The organism is Streptomyces sp. NBC_00162, from assembly GCF_024611995.1.
Classification (GTDB): domain Bacteria; phylum Actinomycetota; class Actinomycetes; order Streptomycetales; family Streptomycetaceae; genus Streptomyces.
This window is the reverse complement of sequence record NZ_CP102509.1, coordinates 145,999-163,563: the sequence shown is the minus strand read 5'-3', so window position 1 is coordinate 163,563 and position 17,565 is coordinate 145,999. Positions and strand designations below refer to the sequence as shown.

The window sequence follows — 17,565 nt, the reverse complement described above, 5'->3', positions numbered from 1 at the left end:
GATAACCTCAGCGATTCTGCTCATGACCCGGAGTATCGCTGCCGAGCACGGACCTCATGCAACTGGATTCAGGCTTCCCCTTGCACCAGTGCGGGTCCATGCAGCTGGATGCCGCTGCCGAGCGCAATCTTGCAGTGGCGGCTGACGAACCATCCGCCTGGGGTAGCGGACTGCTCGGTGCGTCGATCGTGGGAGGCGATCAGTCGTTCTCCAATCGCCGTCATTGCCCGCAAGCAGAGCTATGCAGGACGGCAGAACCGTCACCTAGTCAGTGAGCCCGATACCCACGTTGCCTCCGTGAGGGCACCCAGCTGCCGTCGACCCCGCGCTGATCAGGCGGTTGCACGGCAGCCGGCGCGGCCGCCGCGGGCCTTCGGGATAGACCTCCCTTGGCGAGGATGTCGAGGAGTCGCTTCTCTGTGGCGGTGTTCCTGGGATTCGCCCGGGCCGGCTCGTTCTGGTTGCCGCCTTCTGGTCGTGCGAGAGAACGCCGGTCCGAGGCTTGCGCGCCCCTTCGCAGCCCGGCCGACGGCCCGCCGGCCGCACCGTCCCTATCGGCGGCCCTTGCGCTCCTGTGTCGCCGCGCGGATCTCCTCCGTCGCCTCGCGGAACGCGGGGGCCGCGCGGGAGAAGTAGTCGAAGAGCAGGTCCAGTTGGTCCGGCGTGTAGCGGGCGAGTACCTCGCCGATCCGCTTGCGGGCCGGGCCCACCGCCGCCTCGACGCCCGCCAGCGCGTCCGGTACCGCCTCGACCACGACCTTGCGCCGGTCGGCCGGGTCCGCGGTGCGGCGTACGTATCCCGCGCGCTCCAGCCGGTCGATCAGCCGTGTCGTCGCCCCGGTGGTGAGTCCGGTCCCGGCCGCGAGTTCGCCCGAGGTGAGCCCGCCCGCCAGGGTGATGCGGCTCAGGGCGTACCACTCGGACGCCTGGAGGCCCGCGGCCTCCGCACCCGCCATGCCGTGCAGCCCCACGGCATCGACGTACTCCCGGAAGACCGTCCGCCGGTCGTCCTGCTCCTGCTCCGTCATCCCGTCACCCTTCCCCTTTATCTGCACGTGTGCAGATAATGCATGTGTGCAGTTGTTGCGCCAGTGTAGTCAACGTGGCGGCTGCCGTCATCCGACCGTTCCGTCGACCGAGAGGCATTCCCGTGAACAGGAAGACCGTCAAGCGTGCCGCCCTCGCCACCGCCGCCGTCCTCGCGCTCGGCGCCGCCGTCGCGTACCTCTACCTCGACACCACCTCCGGCATACGGCGCACCGGCAAGGAGAACTGCGCCGACGTCATCCCGGCGGACGCGAACACCGCCGACGGCGAAGCCATCTGTGCCACCCTCGACGCCCTCATCGACGCCTGGGCCCGCGGCGACGCGGAGGCGTACGGCCGCCAGTTCACCGAGGACGGCACCTACACCACGTACGTCGGCAGCCACTACGAGGGCCGCGCCGACATCACCGAAGGGCACCGCGCCCTCTTCAAGGACTTCGTCAAGGGCACCAAGCTCGCCGCGAGTTACCTCGACCTGCGCTTCCTCGGGAAGGACGCGGCCGTCGTGACCGGCCGCGGCGACGACTACACCGGCGGCAAGCCCGGTGTCGCCGACCTGTCCAAGGTCCAGACGTACACCCTGGTCCGCGACACCGACGGCGCCTGGCACATCGCCGCCTTCCACAACACGCAGCGCCAGAACGTGATGGAGCGCTTCTCCTTCCTCTACTCGCCCGCCACGGCCCCCAAGGCGGAGAAATGACCGCCCTGATCACCGGCGCCACAGAAGGCATCGGGCGCGGCCTCGCGCCGGCACTGGCCGCCGAGGGTCGCACCGTGACCGCGGTTGCCCGCACCGAGCCGCACCTGCGGGCCCTCATGACCGAACTCGGCCCCGGCGGTCGCCGCCGCTCTGAACGCCCTGCGCGGACGCCGTCGCCCCACCGTCGTCCCCGGCCGGGCCAACCGGCGTCGCGGTGCTCGTCGGAGCAGGCGTGGTCACGCTGGCCAACATCCTGAGGGGCGCCGGCGCCGCCCGCGCCATGACGGCCGACAGCACGCGGCGGCCGACCGGAACACGTCGGAGCCGCGTAGGCGAGTGCTGCTGCGGGGGCGCCGGACCGCCCGAGTGGACCCCGCCTACCGGCCCAGGCTCAGTTGCGGACCTGCCATGCCGGGTGCGGTCGGCGGGGAGCGCGACGCTTGGAGATGTCGATCGTGAGGAAAAGGGCTCCCGAGGCGGCCGTCGCGGCGAACGACAGGATTGCGGCTTCCAGCCCCCACGCGTGCGAGAGCATCAGCCACGTCGCCGCCGTGGCCCCGGCCGTGAACAGCAGCAGCGCGATCCTGGCCCTGAGCGACATGCTGCCGCTCACCGCTACGCAGCCGTATCCCATAACGGCGCCCGGGAGGAGGGTCACGATTGCACCCAGGATCAGGAAGACAAGAAGGGCGATGAGCACGGTGCACTGACCTCCGGACGGTATCCGCGTTCCCCGCCGGTGGGGCGGGGTTCTCGACGGCCATCCTGCCAGATGATTTGAACGTGTTCAATACCGGCTCGGCGGTGGGGGCATGGCACGATCGCGAGACGCGCATGCCTGATCAGAGGTACTCGTAAACAGCCCCTGTCAGAACCGCCTGGCAAGATCACACGTATGACCAGCAACACCGGAACTCCCGTCCCACTCCCAGCCAATCACCGAATCTCCGAGACGTACGCCGACTGGGCACGTACTCAGGGGCCGGGCATCGAAACCGACGCCCGCGACACGCTGGAACGGGCGGGCAGCAGCCGGCACCGGGCCTGGGAGAGGCCCGGCCGGTTCGTGGACGACGCGGAGCGCCTGGCCCGGGGCCTGCCGGCCGCCCACCTGCCCTGGTTCTGGGACACCATCGGTCATTGGATGCTGGAGACGCACCGCCGCTCCGCAGTCCGCGCCTACGCGCAGGCGCGCGCCGCCGAGCGCACCCACGCTCTGCCGGTCGATCCCGACTGGCGGCGGGCGAATCTACTGCTGTTCGCCCGGTTCGGCGCCCTGCCCGCCAGTGAGCTCAGCGGTGCGGCGGTCTGGTTGGCCGGTGTCCTCGAACCGGTTGACGCGCACCAGGAGTTCGTCCGCCTGCTGAGCGCCTGGGCGGCGTCCCCCGGCGAGCTTCCCGCCGATCTGGCCCGCCGGGTCCGGGACTCGGCCCGTGCGGCCGGGCTCGGCAGCGAGGAGGAGGCCCGGGTGCTGGGCGGGGTGCTGGCCGCGGCCCGCGGCAAGGCCCTACCCGACCGGCTGCTCGACGCGGCAGCCGGCCCGCTCGGCGACCACCCGCCCACCGACGAGCAGGCCACGGCCCTCCTCGACCTGTTTCCCGAGTCGAAGAACGACGCGGCTGCCTGGCTGCGGCTGCTCATCGCGTGCGGTGCCGCGGACGCGGCCGCGGCCGGGCGGATCACCCCGGAGGACGGCCTCGGCGACTGGCTGCGCCGGTACGCCGCCGGATACTCGCACCGCACGGTCGGCTGCGGTGGGCTGACCCGCCAGCCCATGCCCGCAGAACTATTCGACCTGGTGAGCCGGTTCGCTCCGCTGCTGCGCGCGCACGGCACCCCGGTCCGGCTGCACGAGGACCGCTACCGGTGGCCGCACCTGGACGCCGACCTCACCGTCATCAGCCAGCTCTTGGTCGGCTCGTACCACTGGACCTTGGGGTCGCGAAACTCTTTGGAGCCGATGTCGATGACGGGGTTGCCGTCGTACTTGGTGAACGTACGTCCACGGTCGTTGCTGTAGGCGAGCGACTGAGCCTGCGTGCCGGTGGCTTTGTGGTAGCTGGTGTAGATCGCCACCATTGGCGGGTTCTGCTTCGTGCCGAAGCCGGTGGTGTTGTTTCAGTCGATGACCGCTCTACCGGAGAACACCATCTCTGTGTCGTCGTGGGACAGGGAGAGCAGCAGCTCATTCCAGTGCATGAGGTCGGTGCTCACCGCGTGTCCCCAGGACATGTCGGCCCTGCCGACGCAGTGGCACCGCGTCGGCCATGAGTGTCATCGCTGACTTATGTCAGCGATGACACCGGGTGGGGCGATGATGGACGTATCTCGGCCGACGCGTCAACGGCTGGGACGGCTTTCCCCGGCTGGACCAGTCACACGTTGATCTGGGATGTGCACTCCGGCAGCTGACTCCGCCAGGGAGGGTTCGGACCGGCGACGGAGCAGGTCAGAGCCGCGACGTGGGCGGCGAACAGGCAGGCTTCCGCCACCTCGTCCAGGCGGAGACCTGCCAGTCGGCCCCCCAGGAGGCCACGTGCGCCCAGGTGGTGCAGCAGACCCGCCGTGAAGGAGTCACCGGCCCCGACCGTGTCGACGACCCGTGTCGTCACGGCGGGCACGTGCATCCGCTCGCCGTTCAGCGAGGCAAGAGCGCCATCTGCGCCACGCGTGACCACGACGAGCGGTGCGCCGGCGGCGTGCCAGACATCGCATGCCTGCGCGAGGGGTGTTTCCGGCAGGAGGAGCCTGAGGTCTTCCTCGCTCAGCCGCAGTATGTCCGCGAGGTCGCACCAGTGCCGCAGTTTCGCGCGGTAGGTCTCCAGATGCACCAGCAGCGGCCGGACATTGGGGTCGATGCTGATGGTGGCTTGGGACGAGGCCGTTTCAAGGAACTCCTCTACCGTTGCCGCCCCGGGATCCCGGATCAGGGCGAGCGAGCCCGTGTGCAGGCATGCGGTGGAGGACAGGTCCACACCGGCCAGTTCGGCGCTCGACCACTGCCAGTCGGCCGTGCTCTGCGCGTGGAACGAATACGCGGCCTGGCCCTGAGCGTCCAGCTCCGCCACCGCCAACGTGCTCGGCTCCGAAGCCACGACGGCGTGCGACAGGTCTACCCCTGAAGCCTCCAAGTGGGCCCGGAACAGCCGGCCGAACACATCCTGGGACAGCCGCGCGAGGAAGCGGGAGGGAGTGCCCAGACGAGCCAGGGCCACGGCCGTGTTCGCCGGTCCACCACCCGGCAGAACATGCAGGTCGAGCTCATTCGGAGCGCTTGCGGGCCGGACGAACGCGTCCGCGACGCATTCGCCCAAGACAGTGATCTGACGCGAACTCATGGACTGCTCTTCTCTGACGAACGGACGGGCAAACCGAGTACGCCGCGCCGCGGGCGTTGCTTCTCCGGGCGAACGACGACCGGGAACGTTGCCGATCTGTAACAGCGGTAAGGCATTGACGTGTCGGGCAGACGGAGTCCATCATCCTCGGCAAGCAGTGTCAACGATGACATAAGTCAACGATGACATCACGGGACGGCATGCTTCGATGCCGGCCAGCCGCACGCGATCCGCAGGAGCCGTACATGCCTCGCACCATCCGCCCGACCCCCTCCCTGATCAGATCCGCCGCGTGCCTGGGCATCGCGGCTCTTACCCTGACGGCCTGCGGATCCGGTTCCACGGGCGACGGATCGGGCAGCGTCAAGGTCGGTCTGATCACGAAGACCGATACCAACCCGTTCTTCGTGAAGATGAAGGAGGGTGCGGAGAAGGCCGCCAAGGACAGCGGTGCACAACTGATCACCTCGGCCGGCAAGTTCGACGGGGACAACGCCGGGCAGGTCACCGCGATCGAGAACATGGTCGCCGCAGGGGTGAAGGGCATCCTGATCACTCCCAGCGACTCCAAGGCCATCGTGCCTGCCCTGGACAAGGCCCGCGCCAAGGGGATTCTGGTCATCGCCCTGGACTCCCCGACCGACCCCCAGCGCGCGGTCGACGCCCTCTTCGCCACCGACAACTTCCGGGCCGGGGAGTTGATCGGCGCCTACGCCAAGGCCTCGATGAAGGGCAAGGCGGCCAAGATCGCCACCCTCGACCTGGCGCCGGGCGTCGCCGTCGGGGTCCAGCGGCACGACGGCTTCCTCAAGGGCTTCGGCATCGGCGAGAAGGACCCGGCGATCGTCTGCTCCCAGGACACCGGAGGCGACCAGGCAAAGGGCCAGACCGCCATGGAGAACTGTCTGCAGAAGGCGCCCGACATCAACGTCGTCTACACCATCAACGAGCCGGCCGCGCTCGGCGCGTACACCGCGCTGAAGGCCAAGGGCATGGAGAGGGACGTCCTGATCGTCTCCGTCGACGGCGGCTGCACCGGGACACAGGCGGTCAAGGACGGCAAGATCGCCGCTACCTCCCAGCAGTACCCGTTGACGATGGCCGCCCAAGGTGTCGGGGCCGTCGTGAAGTACGCCGAGGACGGCAAGAAGGCGACCGGTTACACCGACACCGGCGTCAGCCTGATCACCGGCACGCCACAGGAGGGGGTCGCGTCGAAGGACACCGCCTACGGCCTGGACAACTGCTGGGGCTGAGGCGCCCGACTCCCGAGCAGTCGGCTTGTGAAACCCGATTGCGGGGTGGCCGGCCCTGCCCCGATCGGGGACGGCCGCCCCCGTCTGTCCTCCCCCGAGGACTTCTGCTTTTCCGACAAGGACTTCGTATGACAGCCACTATCGCGCCGTACGCCGAGCTCAAAACGCCGACCCCGGCCCGCAGGCTCCTCGCCGCTCCGACCACCGGCCCTCTGGCCGCTCTCCTCCTCGCCTGTGTCGTCTTCTCCCTGTCGACGGACCAGTTCCTCACGGGCGGGAACTTCTCGCTGATCGTGCAGCAGGTCATGGTCGTCGGCACTCTCGCCATCGGCCAGACCCTGATCATCCTCACGGCTGGCATCGACCTGTCGTGCGGTGCCGTGATGGCTTTCGGCAGCATCGTGATCGCCAAGATGGCGGCCGAGGGCACTCTGCCCCCGCTCCTCGCCATCACCATGGGCCTGGTCGTCTGCGGCGGCTTCGGACTTCTCAACGGGCTTCTGGTGCAGAAGATCCCGCTGCCGCCGTTCATCGTGACGCTGGGCATGCTCAACGTGGCGTTCGCCCTGACGCACATCTACTCCGAAGAGCAGACCGTCACCAGCCTGCCGGGTCCGCTGACCGCCCTGGGTGAGACCTTCCCGCTCGGCCGCACGGACATCACCTACGGCTCGCTGGTCACCATCGTCCTCTTCCTGCTCCTGGCCTACGCCCTCAGCAGCACCGGATGGGGCCGGCATGTCTACGCCTTGGGCAACAGCCAGGAAAGCGCACGCCTCAACGGCATCCGCACTTCCCGTCTGACCATCGGCATCTACACCGTGGCCGGCGTGCTGTACGGCCTCGCCGCCCTGCTGCTTATCTCCCGCACTGGGGTGGGCGACCCGCAGGCAGGACAGACCGAGAACCTCGACAGCATCACCGCCGTGGTCCTCGGCGGTACCAGCCTCTTCGGTGGGCGTGGTTCGGTCCTGGGCACCTTCATCGGTGTCCTCATCGTTGGTGTCTTCCGCAACGGCCTCCAACTGATGGGTGTGGCCTCCATCTACCAGACCCTGATCACCGGGATCCTCGTCATCCTCGCGGTGACCGTCGACCAGATGTCCCGGAGGAAGGCCCGATGACCACCACCGCCCCCACCCCTGTTCTCCAGGCCCGCGGTCTGGTCAAGCGCTACGGGCAGGTCACCGCCATCGACGGCGCCGACTTCGACCTGATGCCCGGCGAGGTCCTCGCGGTCATCGGCGACAACGGAGCCGGCAAGACCAGCCTGATCAAGGCTCTCACCGGTGCGGTGGCACCGGACGCGGGCGACATACGCCTCAACGGCGAACTCATCCAGTTCACAGGGCCGCAGAGCGCGCGCGCCAACGGCATCGAAACCGTCTACCAGGACCTGGCGGTGGCCGCCTCGATGGACATCGCCTCGAACATGTTCCTAGGACGTGAACTGCGCCGGCCCGGCGTCCTCGGCAGTGTCTTCCGCATGCTGGACAAGAAGCGCATGCGTCAGGAGGCCGCGGAGCACATGGCCGACCTCAAGATCGGACTGCGCTCGCTCACGCAGGCGGTCGAGACTCTCTCCGGCGGGCAGCGGCAAGCCGTGGCCGTCGCACGTGCCGTCGCCTGGGCGCGGAGCGTCGTCGTCATGGACGAGCCCACCGCCGCTCTCGGCGTCAAGGAATCGGGACAGGTCCTCGACCTGATCCGCCGGGTCCGCGACAAGGGCATGCCCGTCATCCTGATCAGCCACAACATGCCGCACGTCTTCGAGATCGCCGACCGGATCCACGTCCACCGGCTGGGCCGGCGGGCTGCTGTGATCAAGCCCTCCGACTACAGCATGGCCGAAGTCGTCGCCATCATGACCGGCGCGCTGACCCTCGATGAGACCGGAGGTACTGTCGTAGCGGATTCCGAGGCCGCCAAGGCAGCAGGAGTCCAGGCCACCTGACATCCGACGAAGACCCTCACAGGTTCCGGCCGAGGCCGCGGCCGGAACCGACGAGCACAGGGAGACCTCCGCTTCATGGCAGCGAACCGCCGCCCCACCCTGGCCGACGTCGCCCGCGAAGTCGGCGTCAGCGCAAAGACGGTTTCCCGGGTGCTCAACGAGGACGGACCTGCCTCGGCCCGGACCAGGGAACAGGTTCTCGCCGCCGTGGCCAAACTCGGCTTCCAGCCGAACCTCATGGCCCGGAACATTCGTGTCGGAGGACCCGACACGACCATCGGGCTCGTCGTACCCGACCTCGGAAACCCCTTCTTCGGAGCGGTGGCCGGCGGCATCGAGGACGTCGTGCGAGACCGCGGTCTGACCCTGCTCATGGGGTCCTCCGCGGACGAACCCGCACGCGAAAGGGGACTAACCGACAAGTTCCTCGCCCGTCGTATCAGTATCCTGATGGTCATCCCGTCCGTCGGCGCCGACCACTCCCACCTGCGGAGCCAGCGCAGCACGGGGCTGCCCGTCGTCTTCATCGACCGGCCGGGAGCCGGGCTGACCACGGACAGCGTCGTCAGTTCCAACCTCGCGGGGGCACACGAGGGTGTCGCACACCTGATCGCCCACGGCCACCGTCGCATCGGCTTCGTCGGCGACCTCCCCACCAACCTCTACACCCGCCGTGAACGCCTGGCCGGATACCGCTCGGCCTTGGCGGAAGCCGGCATCCCCCACGACCGTTCGCTGGTCGTCAACGCCCACGACCAGCACGGCGCCTCCGTCTGCACCTCCCGTCTACTGGAGTCGACGAATCCCCCCACCGCTCTGTTCGCCGGCAACAACATCGTCGCGCTGGGAGTGGTCGCCGAACTGGCCCGCATCAAGCGGAAAGACATCGCCGTCGTCGCCTTCGACGACGTGCCACTCGCCGAAGCGCTCGAACCCGCCCTGACCGTCGTAGCCCAGCACCCGGAAGAGATCGGCCGCAAGGCAGCGGAGACCGCCCTGGCACGCCTGGACGGCGACCGCTCCCGCGCCCGCACCATCACCGTCCCCACCCGGCTGATCGTACGAGGATCGGGAGAACTCGCAGCTTTGTAGGCGCCGCTTGAACAGCCCGTCTACGGCGGCCCCTACGCCCGCGCGGCAGCCCTGGTCCACACGCTCGGCCGCTGCCGCTGGCTGGAACGCTCCAACCTCACGGTCGCCTGCGCGACCGCAGTGATGTACCTGACCGCGAGCGGCATCCCCGTCGACCCCGGCCGCGACCAGCTCACTGCACTCGCCCAAGAGCTCTACGACCCCCGCACCGCCACCGCCCGAATCACCGAACTCCTGCGCACCTGGCGATAGGCGTACGCACCGTGCAGCCGGCGGCCCCCGGGCAGCCGCGCGGCCGAAGCGCTGGATACGACGAAAGGGCCCGGATCCTTGAGGATCCGGGCCCTTCAACCTTCAGTAGCGGGGACAGGATTTGAACCTGCGACCTCTGGATTATGAGCCCAGCGAGCTACCGAACTGCTCCACCCCGCGTCGGTAAACCTCACCTTACGGCACCGCAGGACCACCCGTTTACCAGCTTTGCCCTGCTCAAGGGCCTGGCTGCCCGGCAATGGTGATGAGTCGGATGTCCATCTGGTCGGCTCGTGCGGCGAGGACGCGTCTCACGGTGCGCATGGTGGCGGGGCCTCACGCGATGGTTCCTCCCCGCCGCGGGCCCAGGTGAGGTCTCCTCATCCAGCTGTGGAGGGCGGTGGCGATGCCCCGGAGCATGCCCGTCCCTGCCCCCACCTGCAGCCTGACGAGCTCTCCCCTTGCGGGCCGGGGCCTCGCTCCGTCCCTGGGACATTCCCCTATCCACTGGAGGGCATGGGGATGGGCGCTATCCATGGTGGGTCAACGGGCGGCAGGTCAAAGGGAGACGGACAGTCGGCAGCGCCCTCCTCGCAGCCCGCCGATCTGCAGAGCTGCCCGAACAACACCTTCCCAGATCGTCCCGGACCTGCAGGAGTTCAGGCCGTGTGCTGGTTGTCCGACCCGCTTCCTGCTCCACTAGGTGGAGCGCAATTTTCCGCAAGCAGAGCGATGCTGGAGGCGGTTATGGCATTACGGTTCATCGGAATCGATCCCAACTCCGACACCGGGCAGTGCCCAACGGTGTGGGTCGACGAGGCGACAGCGGACGTGGTCATCCAAGGCTGGAAGGCCGACCAGGCGCTGCTCGACGAGTGTCTGGAGACCGGTGCGATCCCTGACACCGAAGGTGTTGTACGGATTCCGGCGCGGATGGTGACGATGCTGAGGGAGGCATGTGATGCCGCAGAGCGACGTGCCGGCCTTTGACGTCCTGCTGGACGGCGCCGAGCACTCAGCCCTCCACCTGGAGATGCGCGACGGCTACGGGGTCGCGGCGGAGTCCGCCGGCTTCGCCCAGTGGCTTGCCACCGGAGAGCGGAACCTCGACCCGGACTCCGAGTACTGGGCATTTTGGACCGGCCTGGTACGGCGCACCGTCGCCCGCGGCGTCACCGTACGCCGGGCCCGGATCGTCTCCGAGCCGCTGTCGGACTACTCCAAGTACAGCCACGCCGGCGCGGTTGTGAACATCGCGGCGGGCGAGGAGATCCGCTACCTGCCCCGCCGCCACGCCTCCGACATCGCCCTGCCCGGCAACGACTTCTGGCTGATCGACGGCCGCCTCATCCGCTGGAACCACTTCACCGGCAACGGCACCCCCGCCGGCGGCGAAATGTCGGATGACCCCACCGTCGCCGCACTGTGCGCGGCCGCGTTCACCGCGGTGTGGGAACGCGCCGTCCCATACGAGGATTACAAGCCCTGACCGCCCACATGACCTCGCCCCTGTCCAGTGCCCAGGCCGCCCGCACCGCCCTCGCCACCCGGCTGCGGCACCTCCGCCTGGACGCGGGCCTGGCCGGCCAACAACTCTCCCAGGCGTGCGGCTGGCACCCGGCGAAGACCTCCCGCATCGAACACGGCCACGCCGTCCCCTCCGACACCGACATCCGCGCCTGGTGCACGGCCTGCGGCGCCGACGGCCAGGCCGAGGACCTCATCGCCGCGGCCCGCAGCGCCACCTCCATGTACGTGGAGTGGAAGCGCCTGAACCGGGCCGGGCTCGCCAGCCTGCAACGCGAGATCGTCCCCCTCGTCGAGCGCACCCGCCAATTCCGCGTCTACTGCTCCCACGTCGTCCCCGGCCTCCTCCAGACCCACGCCTACGCGGCCGCCGTCATCGCCGCCTACGGCACGTTCCACAACGCCACCGACGACGCCGAAGCCGCGGCGGCGGCCCGGCTGAAACGCTCCCGCGTCCTGCACAAGCGCGGCCGGCAGTTCGCCTTCCTCATCGAAGAATCCGTCCTCCACTCCCGCATCGTGGAACCCGACACCACCGCAGCCCAGCTCGACCACCTCCTCGAACTCACCGCCCTGCCGCAGATCTCCATCGGCATCATCGCCACTCGGGCACCACGCCCGCTCTGGTCGATGGAGTCCTTCACCATCTACGACGACGCCCAGGTCGGCATCGAGCTGCTCTCCGCCCGCGTCACCATCACGGCACCCGGAGAGATCGCGACCTACGAGCGGGCCTTCGCCGACCTCGCCGCCCACGCCGTCCACGGCGACGGCGCCCGAGCCCTGATCCGCCGAGCCGCCGCCCACCGGTGAAACTCCGCAATTTTCCGCAAGAACATTGAGCGGCCCCCGCCCGGATCCCTAGCCTCAAGAGTGTTGGGATTCCACCAGCGGCACGGAGGCCCCTGATGAACGCACCCACCAACACCCCGAAGCCGACCCGCTGGAACCTGGCCCAGCCCGGATACGGCATCCCCTCACCAGAGCTCCTTGCCCGCTCCGATCAGGGACTCGCACGCTTCCTCGGCCACACCGACGAAGGCCACGACGAAAACGGACGCGAGGACGGCGGCGCCGGGTGAGCGCACACCTGCTTCCGCACCCGCTCCTGGGCCACCGCGTCCGTGACATCGCCTCCGGCACCGTCGGCAAGCTGACCGTCGTGGTCCGCGAGGAGATCCCCATGCACCGGGGGAGCTGCCAAGCCGACCTCGCCTACATCAGCCCAGAAGCTGGCGGCCAGGACCTCCCGACGGCCGTCGGCGACATCGAGGCCACCGGATCCTCCTGACCAACCCCGCCACCTGACCTCGAGCCGATCCCACCAGATCGAACCGAGCGGCAGGGCACCACCATGAGCACCGCCAACGCCGAACTGCACCGCTTCCTCACCATCACCGGCCAGCGACTCAAGGACGGCCAAACCTCGCCGGAGATGTTCTGCCCGGCCGTGGACGCCCTCGGGCACGAGCTGCCGACTCCGAGTGGGAGTTGTTGGCTCCGCTGATACCGAGTGCCGGCAGAGGCCGGCCTCGGGCGGAGGACCGCCGGGTCGTCAACGGGATGGTCTACAAGATCCGGACCGGGGTTTCCTGGCGTGACCTGCCGGAACGCTACGGCCCCTGGAAGTCGGTCTACACCCGCTTCCGCCGCTACGCGATCGACGGCGTGTTCACCCAGGCCCTGCAACAGATCCAGGCCCAGGCCGACGCCGCCGGTGACATCGACTGGCTGGTCCAGATCGACTCCACCATCGTCCGCGCCCACCAGCACTCCGCCGCCACCGGCCGAAAAGGGGAAGCATCGCACGGACGAACCGGACGATCACGCCCTCGGCCGATCCCGAGGAGGCCTGACCAGCAAAATCCACCTCGCCTGCGACGGCCGCGGCCGGCCGCTGGCCATACTGCTCACCCCGGGGCAACGACACGACGGTGTCTGCGCACGGCCTTTGCTCGAACGCATCCGAGTACCCCGCATCGGCCTGGGGCGGCCCCGCTGCCGACCGGACCACGTGATCGCCGACAAGGCCTACAGTTCACGTGGATTCCGTGCCTACCTGCGACGACGCGGTATCGGACACACCATCCCGGAGAAGAACGACCAGAAGCAGCACCGCCGCAACCGGGGTAGTCAAGGCGGTCGGCCCGCGGGCTTCGACCTTGAGATCTATCGCCGCCGCAACACCGTCGAACGCTGCTTCAACCAACTCAAAGGCTTCCGCGGTATCGCCACCCGCTACGAGAAGACCGCCACCTCCTACGAAGCAGCGGTCACACTCGCATCACTCCTGCTCTGGGCAAGATCAGTTTGAAGACGGACCCTAGTGGTCGGCAACGACGACGAGGTGCCGTTGGATCTGATGCTGGAGCCCTGGGGTGACGTCCATCGGATCTTGCGTCGGAGCCGTCTTGGATAGCCCCGTTCACCGGGCTGAGTCCGCGCTGCTTCGGCAAGCTGCTGACCGCACCGCGGCCTGGCCAGGCCGGGGCAGTTCCTCAACAGGCTGGGCGCCACGCAGATCGACTTCGCGGACAGCAACGATCACCCGCAGCTTCAGCTCGCGGACTGGGCGGCTGGCGCGGTGCGGCAGTGGGCGACCCACATGGAAATGGGCTGCGGCGACCAATTCGCACGAGACCTGCAGAACGTCGGGCAGCCCTGGGTAGTCGGGACGATCTGGCCAGCCAGCAGCTGAACTGCCTGGCTGGCGCACGCTGCGTCCGGAACGACGGCGTGGCGTTGCTGCTGGCGCAGGCTCAGCACGAATCGGCTGAAGTACTGCCATGGTGCGGATCGTGTGCGCCGCATCGTGGCTGGCGGCAGGTGGCGCACGCCAGCGCGGTGGTGCCCGTGCGTCCCGGTCGTGGCTGGTGTGGGTTCCTCAGCCGTGCCCGCCGTCCTGATGCCCGAGGGCGCCGCAGCCCGGGGCGAGCAGAGGATCAGGAGGACGACGACCCCGACCGAGGGGACCTCATGGCCTGCACCGACCCGCAGTGAGACGGCGGCATCATCCCCAACCGGCACTCGGACGACCCCGAGGACCTCACCCTCTGCCCCGCCTGCAACCACGGCTACGACCCCGCGACCATCACGACTACGCGGGCTGACATTCCAGGCCCCGGCGCAGGCCGGGGCCGTCGGCATGGCCCGCCACCGGACTGTCCGGGGGTCCCGGCCTGCGTTCGCTGCCGACCCGACACAGCCCTCGGCGCGCGGCATGAAGACCGCCGTGGACACCGAGATCTTGATAGACGTCTTGCAGCGGCTTCTCGCCGACCCTGGCAAGTCGTGGGTGCTGTTCGAGCATGGCACTTGTGTAGTGCTGACCGCACTGGATGGAGAGCTTGCCGAACAGGCCACCGAGATCCTGAAGGAGTTCGGCCCGGCGCGTGTGGGATCTTCGTCAGGAGACTTCGGGGTGATCGACCTCAAGGACGCCGAGGGGTGGGTCGTCACCGGGAATCACAACGACGTCCTGACCTATGTCGGCCCTGATGAGCCTCACGATGAGTCGGAGATCGCTGTCGGTTTGTTCGGACGTTGCAAGCATCACCGGGACGGCACCGAACTTCACGTCGTCCACGTTGAGGACAAGCGAGGCTCAGTGGACCCAGCATGAGCACCTGTGCTTTCACCGTCGGGAGTAGCCGGGGCGCACCCGCTCCGGATTCAGCCGGCTTCGGTGGCCAGGCGGGTGGTGGTGTTGCCGTGGTCAGGTCCGCAGCGGCTTGACCAGGCTCCGGTAGACCGGTGCGCCATCCCACGGCTGGGTGTGACCTACAAGTTCGTACCCGAGCCGTTCGTACCAGCCGGCGGCCGGGGCCTCGGGGCGAACGGTGAGCGTGGCCCGCTGCGCGGTGATCCCGTCCAGCAGTTCGGCGTGCAACCTCCGGCCGACTCCCTGCCCGCGCTGGTCGGCGAGTACGGCGAGCTCCTTTACGACGAAGGTGCGCTGGCCGTCCTCGCGAGTGAAGTCCTTCGCGGGTGTCGTGTCCAAGAAGCCGTCCCACCATCCGGTGGAGGACGTGAGCGGTAGCCCGTACGCGAAGCCGACCAGCTCCCCGCCGGCGGCGTGGGCGAGGGCCAGCCGGAAGCCGGGCGACTTGTGTTCGCGCTGGTAGGTCTCCAGGAACATGGCGAGGTCGCGCGGCCCTTCGTGGTACGGAGGTTCCGCGAACACGGACTCGTATACGGGGGCGATGCCGTCCAGCGCGCGGCCGGCGTCGGCGGGATCGGTGATCAGGGTGTAGTCCACGGCTCTCCTCATCGGGCGGGGCGGATACGGTCGAGCTCGCGGCGCGCGACGGCCAGTCCCTCCCGCGCCCGGCCGGACGACACTTCGGTGAGCAGCGCCTCGCCCTGCTCGATGTGGTGCGCCGCCTCGTCGGCCTCGCCGGAGCGGGCGAGGGCACCCGCGAGGCGGCCCCGGTGCAGCGCCTCGTTGCGCGCGTAGGTGACCTCCTGCCGCTCCAAGGAACGGCGCAGCCACGTCACAGCCGCTTTGTGGTGGCCGGCGGCGGTGAACAGCTCGGCCTGCGCGGCAGCGAGCTCAGCCGGGCCGTGAAAGAGCGTCCAGTCGGGGGCCGGGCGGCTGCCGCGGTCCTTCTCGTACAGGCGTGCCGCGCTCGCGAGGGTGGTGCGCGCCGACGCGGAGTCGCCGAGCATGGCCAGTGCCCGCGCCTCACGGGTGGCGAGGATGGACATGAGTGACGGGGGCGCCCACGGTGCGGCGAGGACGGAGGCCCGGCGGGCGTGGTCGAGACCGTCGCGGGGCCGCTCCTCTCGCAGTTCCAGGAGCGAGAGGGAGGCGAGTACCAGGACGGCGAGGCTGTCGTCGCGCAGTTCCGTCGCGGTGTCCCTGGCCTGCGTCCAGTAGCGGCGGGCGCGGGGGTGGTCGCCCGCGTCGAAGGCCAGCCACCCCACGTGTTCGGCAGTCTCCCCGCTGATGAGCCGCAGTTGGCGGCCGATCGTATCGGGGTAGCTGCCGGTGTCGATGAGCCGCTGTACGCGGGCGAGGTGCGCGGTGGCGAGGGGGCCGACGGTCGCCCCGCCGAACCGGTCGTCGAGCCCGTACAGGGACGCGAGGCCGGACCGCAGGTCGGTGACGGTGTGGGTGCCGACGCGGGGTCCGCCGGCTGCGGCGGCCGGCATTGCCGTGCCTATCCCGGTGAGGCCGAGGGCGGCGCCGCCCGCGGCGGCGAGGATGGTTCTGCGTTCCACGGGATCGGCCCTTTCGCGTAGTTCGGGGATGGGGTCGAGCACCGGCACGGGGGCCGTGACGGGGTTGCGGCGGTGCGGTGGCACCCGGAACCCGCACTGTTCCAAGGGCACGCCGAGCATCGCCTCTAAGACGCGCTGACGGCGGGATGCGGGCACGGCGGCGATGGCGCCCGCCACCGTCGCACCTGCCGGTCCGTGACGTCCTCGCGCTCCCCGATCCGGGCGGCAACAGCCGCGTACACGCGGATGAACTCCGCAGGGGAGCGCCACCCGAACCCGTCCACCAGGTCGGCGAACGGCGTTGTCGGCTCGGCGTGTTCGGGCATCAGGCCCCCTCCTGCTGCGGTGATGCGACCTCTCCTCTTCACGGTAGGGCCACAGTGCCCGGACTTTCAGGGTGACCTCGTCGCGAAAGTCCGCCGGAAAGTCCGGCCGCGCGGGCGACCTACCGGGCCGTGACGAGTTGACTACCCATCGCACACCCCCTGAGGAGGGGCGGTCCGGGCTCGAGCCCCGGACCGACCCCCGCCCGCGACGAGCCGGAGGAGCGCCATGGACGCCCACAGCAACGACCCCACGGCCGCCACTCCCCGGGATCCCCCGCGCGTCATCTGCGACACCCTCTCCGCCCGCACTCTCGCCCATGCCGAGCATGGCCTCGCGGTGTTCGTCGCGCGCTGGGAGTACCCGGAAGAGATCGCCCAGGGCCATGTCGGCGAAGTTGTAGAGGGGGAGCGGTGACCGCCATGACCCGGCTCCGCACCCACCGCCGTCCCCCGTACGCCGTCGGCGACCTGGTCACCGGCATCTCCTACGTCCAGCCCGAGGACCGCGCCCGTGAGAGTCCGGAGGAAATCACTGGCCACATCGTGCAGGTGGGTTCCGGGTGGGACGGCATCGACGCCGCGCAGGCGTACGTGTGGGTGCGACTTGCCTCGGGCCGCGAACGGCAGGCGCTCATAAGGGACATTCGGCTGGTGGCCCCCTGACCTCCTGCCTGCCGCCGGTACCAGGGCATGCGGTCAGCAGACTCCGGCGCCTTCTCGGTGTCGGCAGCAGGAACACGTACGGCCGACTGGCCGGACGTGGGAGTAGTACGAGAGGAGTACGTGATGTCGAAGTCCGAGCAGGCCGCGCGTGAGCTGGAGATGACGGAGCTACCCGAGCTGGCGG

22 protein-coding genes, 1 tRNA gene and 3 pseudogenes are annotated in these 17,565 nt (G+C 69.2%); 18 read left to right on the top strand and 8 right to left on the bottom strand.

What is annotated here, in order from left to right; translation table 11 throughout:
* Positions 1 to 551 precede the first annotated feature (551 nt).
* Positions 552 to 1,028 carry a MarR family winged helix-turn-helix transcriptional regulator gene (locus JIW86_RS00905; RefSeq protein ID WP_257552055.1) on the bottom strand — a complete coding sequence of 159 codons (477 nt, stop codon included), beginning with the start codon at positions 1,026 to 1,028 and terminating at the stop codon, positions 552 to 554.
* Between the two features lie 122 nt (positions 1,029 to 1,150).
* Between JIW86_RS00905 and JIW86_RS00900 the strand changes: the two genes are divergently transcribed.
* Together JIW86_RS00900 and JIW86_RS41930 are read left to right on the top strand one after the other, a co-directional pair.
* The gene (locus JIW86_RS00900; RefSeq protein WP_257552054.1) at positions 1,151 to 1,750 is read left to right on the top strand and encodes an SgcJ/EcaC family oxidoreductase; all 600 of its coding nucleotides are present in this window, start codon (positions 1,151 to 1,153) and stop codon (positions 1,748 to 1,750) included.
* Positions 1,747 to 2,007, top strand: coding sequence for an SDR family NAD(P)-dependent oxidoreductase (locus JIW86_RS41930; protein WP_416237503.1), 261 nt, complete (start codon positions 1,747 to 1,749; stop codon positions 2,005 to 2,007). Before JIW86_RS00900 ends, JIW86_RS41930 begins: the two co-directional genes overlap by 4 nt.
* 134 nt (positions 2,008 to 2,141) lie before the next feature.
* Here JIW86_RS41930 and JIW86_RS00895 read toward each other — a convergent pair whose 3' ends face one another.
* From JIW86_RS00895 to JIW86_RS00885, 3 genes and pseudogenes are all read right to left on the bottom strand, one after another.
* Complete coding sequence (locus JIW86_RS00895) at positions 2,142 to 2,450, bottom strand: hypothetical protein (RefSeq protein WP_257552053.1); 309 nt, start codon at positions 2,448 to 2,450, stop codon at positions 2,142 to 2,144.
* A 1,190-nt stretch (positions 2,451 to 3,640) separates the two neighbouring features.
* Positions 3,641 to 3,985 (bottom strand): annotated as a pseudogene (locus JIW86_RS00890) (glycoside hydrolase family 32 protein); the annotation flags it as partial.
* Positions 3,986 to 4,125: 140 nt separating this feature from the next.
* Positions 4,126 to 5,088, bottom strand: coding sequence for a carbohydrate kinase family protein (locus JIW86_RS00885; protein ID WP_257552052.1), 963 nt, complete (start codon positions 5,086 to 5,088; stop codon positions 4,126 to 4,128).
* A gap of 245 nt (positions 5,089 to 5,333) precedes the next feature.
* Between JIW86_RS00885 and JIW86_RS00880 the strand changes: the two genes are divergently transcribed.
* From JIW86_RS00880 to JIW86_RS00860, 5 genes and pseudogenes are all read left to right on the top strand, one after another.
* Positions 5,334 to 6,344: a sugar ABC transporter substrate-binding protein gene (locus tag JIW86_RS00880; protein ID WP_257552051.1), complete on the top strand. Its 1,011-nt coding sequence runs from the start codon at positions 5,334 to 5,336 to the stop codon at positions 6,342 to 6,344.
* 128 nt (positions 6,345 to 6,472) lie between these two features.
* Positions 6,473 to 7,468: an ABC transporter permease gene (locus JIW86_RS00875; protein WP_257552050.1), complete on the top strand. Its 996-nt coding sequence runs from the start codon at positions 6,473 to 6,475 to the stop codon at positions 7,466 to 7,468.
* On the top strand, positions 7,465 to 8,298 hold the full coding sequence (locus tag JIW86_RS00870; RefSeq protein WP_257552049.1) for an ATP-binding cassette domain-containing protein: 834 nt from the start codon (positions 7,465 to 7,467) through the stop codon (positions 8,296 to 8,298). The genes JIW86_RS00875 and JIW86_RS00870 overlap by 4 nt, the downstream gene beginning before the upstream one ends.
* A gap of 75 nt (positions 8,299 to 8,373) precedes the next feature.
* Positions 8,374 to 9,390, top strand: a complete 1,017-nt coding sequence (locus JIW86_RS00865) for a LacI family DNA-binding transcriptional regulator (RefSeq protein ID WP_257552048.1) — start codon at positions 8,374 to 8,376, stop codon at positions 9,388 to 9,390.
* Between the two features lie 6 nt (positions 9,391 to 9,396).
* Positions 9,397 to 9,642: pseudogene (locus JIW86_RS00860) on the top strand (fic family toxin-antitoxin system, toxin component); the annotation flags it as partial.
* A gap of 106 nt (positions 9,643 to 9,748) precedes the next feature.
* On the opposite strand, the gene JIW86_RS00855 reads toward JIW86_RS00860, so the two are convergent.
* A tRNA-Met gene (locus tag JIW86_RS00855) sits at positions 9,749 to 9,822 on the bottom strand.
* Between the two features lie 567 nt (positions 9,823 to 10,389).
* Between JIW86_RS00855 and JIW86_RS00850 the strand changes: the two genes are divergently transcribed.
* The 9 genes and pseudogenes from JIW86_RS00850 to JIW86_RS00815 all read left to right on the top strand — a co-directional run bounded on the left by JIW86_RS00850 (position 10,390) and on the right by JIW86_RS00815 (position 14,791).
* A complete protein-coding gene (locus tag JIW86_RS00850; RefSeq protein ID WP_257559178.1) occupies positions 10,390 to 10,632 on the top strand; it encodes a hypothetical protein in 243 nt (80 codons plus the stop codon).
* Positions 10,604 to 11,131: a DUF6879 family protein gene (locus JIW86_RS00845; RefSeq protein ID WP_257552047.1), complete on the top strand. Its 528-nt coding sequence runs from the start codon at positions 10,604 to 10,606 to the stop codon at positions 11,129 to 11,131. The genes JIW86_RS00850 and JIW86_RS00845 overlap by 29 nt, the downstream gene beginning before the upstream one ends.
* A gap of 8 nt (positions 11,132 to 11,139) precedes the next feature.
* Positions 11,140 to 11,982, top strand: a complete 843-nt coding sequence (locus tag JIW86_RS00840; protein ID WP_257552046.1) for a helix-turn-helix domain-containing protein — start codon at positions 11,140 to 11,142, stop codon at positions 11,980 to 11,982.
* Between the two features lie 95 nt (positions 11,983 to 12,077).
* Positions 12,078 to 12,251, top strand: a complete 174-nt coding sequence (locus JIW86_RS00835; protein ID WP_257552045.1) for a hypothetical protein — start codon at positions 12,078 to 12,080, stop codon at positions 12,249 to 12,251.
* Positions 12,248 to 12,460: a hypothetical protein gene (locus JIW86_RS00830; RefSeq protein ID WP_257552044.1), complete on the top strand. Its 213-nt coding sequence runs from the start codon at positions 12,248 to 12,250 to the stop codon at positions 12,458 to 12,460. Before JIW86_RS00835 ends, JIW86_RS00830 begins: the two co-directional genes overlap by 4 nt.
* Positions 12,461 to 12,523: 63 nt before the next feature.
* Positions 12,524 to 12,676 (top strand): hypothetical protein, encoded by a 153-nt coding sequence (locus JIW86_RS00825; protein ID WP_257552043.1) that lies wholly within the window; start codon positions 12,524 to 12,526, stop codon positions 12,674 to 12,676.
* Positions 12,610 to 13,483, top strand: a protein-coding gene (locus JIW86_RS00820; RefSeq protein ID WP_257559177.1) for an IS5 family transposase whose coding sequence is annotated in 2 segments (ribosomal slippage) — positions 12,610 to 12,975 and positions 12,977 to 13,483 — 873 coding nt in all. Because the reading frame shifts where the segments join, the coding sequence is not laid out codon by codon here. Before JIW86_RS00825 ends, JIW86_RS00820 begins: the two co-directional genes overlap by 67 nt.
* Before the next feature lie 101 nt (positions 13,484 to 13,584).
* Positions 13,585 to 13,665 (top strand): annotated as a pseudogene (locus JIW86_RS41925) (IS5/IS1182 family transposase); the annotation flags it as partial.
* A gap of 724 nt (positions 13,666 to 14,389) precedes the next feature.
* A complete protein-coding gene (locus JIW86_RS00815; RefSeq protein WP_257552042.1) occupies positions 14,390 to 14,791 on the top strand; it encodes a hypothetical protein in 402 nt (133 codons plus the stop codon).
* Between the two features lie 93 nt (positions 14,792 to 14,884).
* Here the strand turns inward: JIW86_RS00815 and JIW86_RS00810 are convergent, their stop codons facing one another.
* From JIW86_RS00810 to JIW86_RS00800, 3 genes are all read right to left on the bottom strand, one after another.
* Positions 14,885 to 15,427 carry a GNAT family N-acetyltransferase gene (locus JIW86_RS00810; RefSeq protein ID WP_257552041.1) on the bottom strand — a complete coding sequence of 181 codons (543 nt, stop codon included), beginning with the start codon at positions 15,425 to 15,427 and terminating at the stop codon, positions 14,885 to 14,887.
* Between the two features lie 8 nt (positions 15,428 to 15,435).
* Positions 15,436 to 16,392 (bottom strand): hypothetical protein, encoded by a 957-nt coding sequence (locus tag JIW86_RS00805; RefSeq protein WP_257552040.1) that lies wholly within the window; start codon positions 16,390 to 16,392, stop codon positions 15,436 to 15,438.
* A 125-nt stretch (positions 16,393 to 16,517) separates the two neighbouring features.
* The gene (locus JIW86_RS00800; protein WP_257552039.1) at positions 16,518 to 16,718 is read right to left on the bottom strand and encodes a hypothetical protein; all 201 of its coding nucleotides are present in this window, start codon (positions 16,716 to 16,718) and stop codon (positions 16,518 to 16,520) included.
* 226 nt (positions 16,719 to 16,944) lie between these two features.
* Between JIW86_RS00800 and JIW86_RS00795 the strand changes: the two genes are divergently transcribed.
* Positions 16,945 to 17,133, top strand: coding sequence for a hypothetical protein (locus tag JIW86_RS00795; protein WP_257552038.1), 189 nt, complete (start codon positions 16,945 to 16,947; stop codon positions 17,131 to 17,133).
* On the top strand, positions 17,130 to 17,381 hold the full coding sequence (locus JIW86_RS00790) for a hypothetical protein (protein ID WP_257552037.1): 252 nt from the start codon (positions 17,130 to 17,132) through the stop codon (positions 17,379 to 17,381). The genes JIW86_RS00795 and JIW86_RS00790 overlap by 4 nt, the downstream gene beginning before the upstream one ends.
* The last annotated feature ends 184 nt before the right edge of the window (positions 17,382 to 17,565 follow it).

Bases quoted from the DNA above. Each gene is read 5' to 3' on its own strand.
- JIW86_RS00905 (WP_257552055.1), bottom strand. From the start codon at position 1,028: ATGACGGAGCAGGAGCAGGACGACCGGCGGACGGTCTTCCGGGAGTAC.
- JIW86_RS41930 (WP_416237503.1), top strand. From the start codon at position 1,747: ATGACCGCCCTGATCACCGGCGCCACAGAAGGCATCGGGCGCGGCCTC.
- JIW86_RS00885 (WP_257552052.1), bottom strand. From the start codon at position 5,088: ATGAGTTCGCGTCAGATCACTGTCTTGGGCGAATGCGTCGCGGACGCG.
- JIW86_RS00880 (WP_257552051.1), top strand. From the start codon at position 5,334: ATGCCTCGCACCATCCGCCCGACCCCCTCCCTGATCAGATCCGCCGCG.
- JIW86_RS00875 (WP_257552050.1), top strand. From the start codon at position 6,473: ATGACAGCCACTATCGCGCCGTACGCCGAGCTCAAAACGCCGACCCCG.
- JIW86_RS00870 (WP_257552049.1), top strand. From the start codon at position 7,465: ATGACCACCACCGCCCCCACCCCTGTTCTCCAGGCCCGCGGTCTGGTC.
- JIW86_RS00865 (WP_257552048.1), top strand. From the start codon at position 8,374: ATGGCAGCGAACCGCCGCCCCACCCTGGCCGACGTCGCCCGCGAAGTC.
- JIW86_RS00850 (WP_257559178.1), top strand. From the start codon at position 10,390: ATGGCATTACGGTTCATCGGAATCGATCCCAACTCCGACACCGGGCAG.
- JIW86_RS00845 (WP_257552047.1), top strand. From the start codon at position 10,604: ATGCCGCAGAGCGACGTGCCGGCCTTTGACGTCCTGCTGGACGGCGCC.
- JIW86_RS00840 (WP_257552046.1), top strand. From the start codon at position 11,140: ATGACCTCGCCCCTGTCCAGTGCCCAGGCCGCCCGCACCGCCCTCGCC.
- JIW86_RS00835 (WP_257552045.1), top strand. From the start codon at position 12,078: ATGAACGCACCCACCAACACCCCGAAGCCGACCCGCTGGAACCTGGCC.
- JIW86_RS00825 (WP_257552043.1), top strand. From the start codon at position 12,524: ATGAGCACCGCCAACGCCGAACTGCACCGCTTCCTCACCATCACCGGC.
- JIW86_RS00815 (WP_257552042.1), top strand. From the start codon at position 14,390: ATGAAGACCGCCGTGGACACCGAGATCTTGATAGACGTCTTGCAGCGG.
- JIW86_RS00800 (WP_257552039.1), bottom strand. From the start codon at position 16,718: ATGCCCGAACACGCCGAGCCGACAACGCCGTTCGCCGACCTGGTGGAC.
- JIW86_RS00795 (WP_257552038.1), top strand. From the start codon at position 16,945: ATGGACGCCCACAGCAACGACCCCACGGCCGCCACTCCCCGGGATCCC.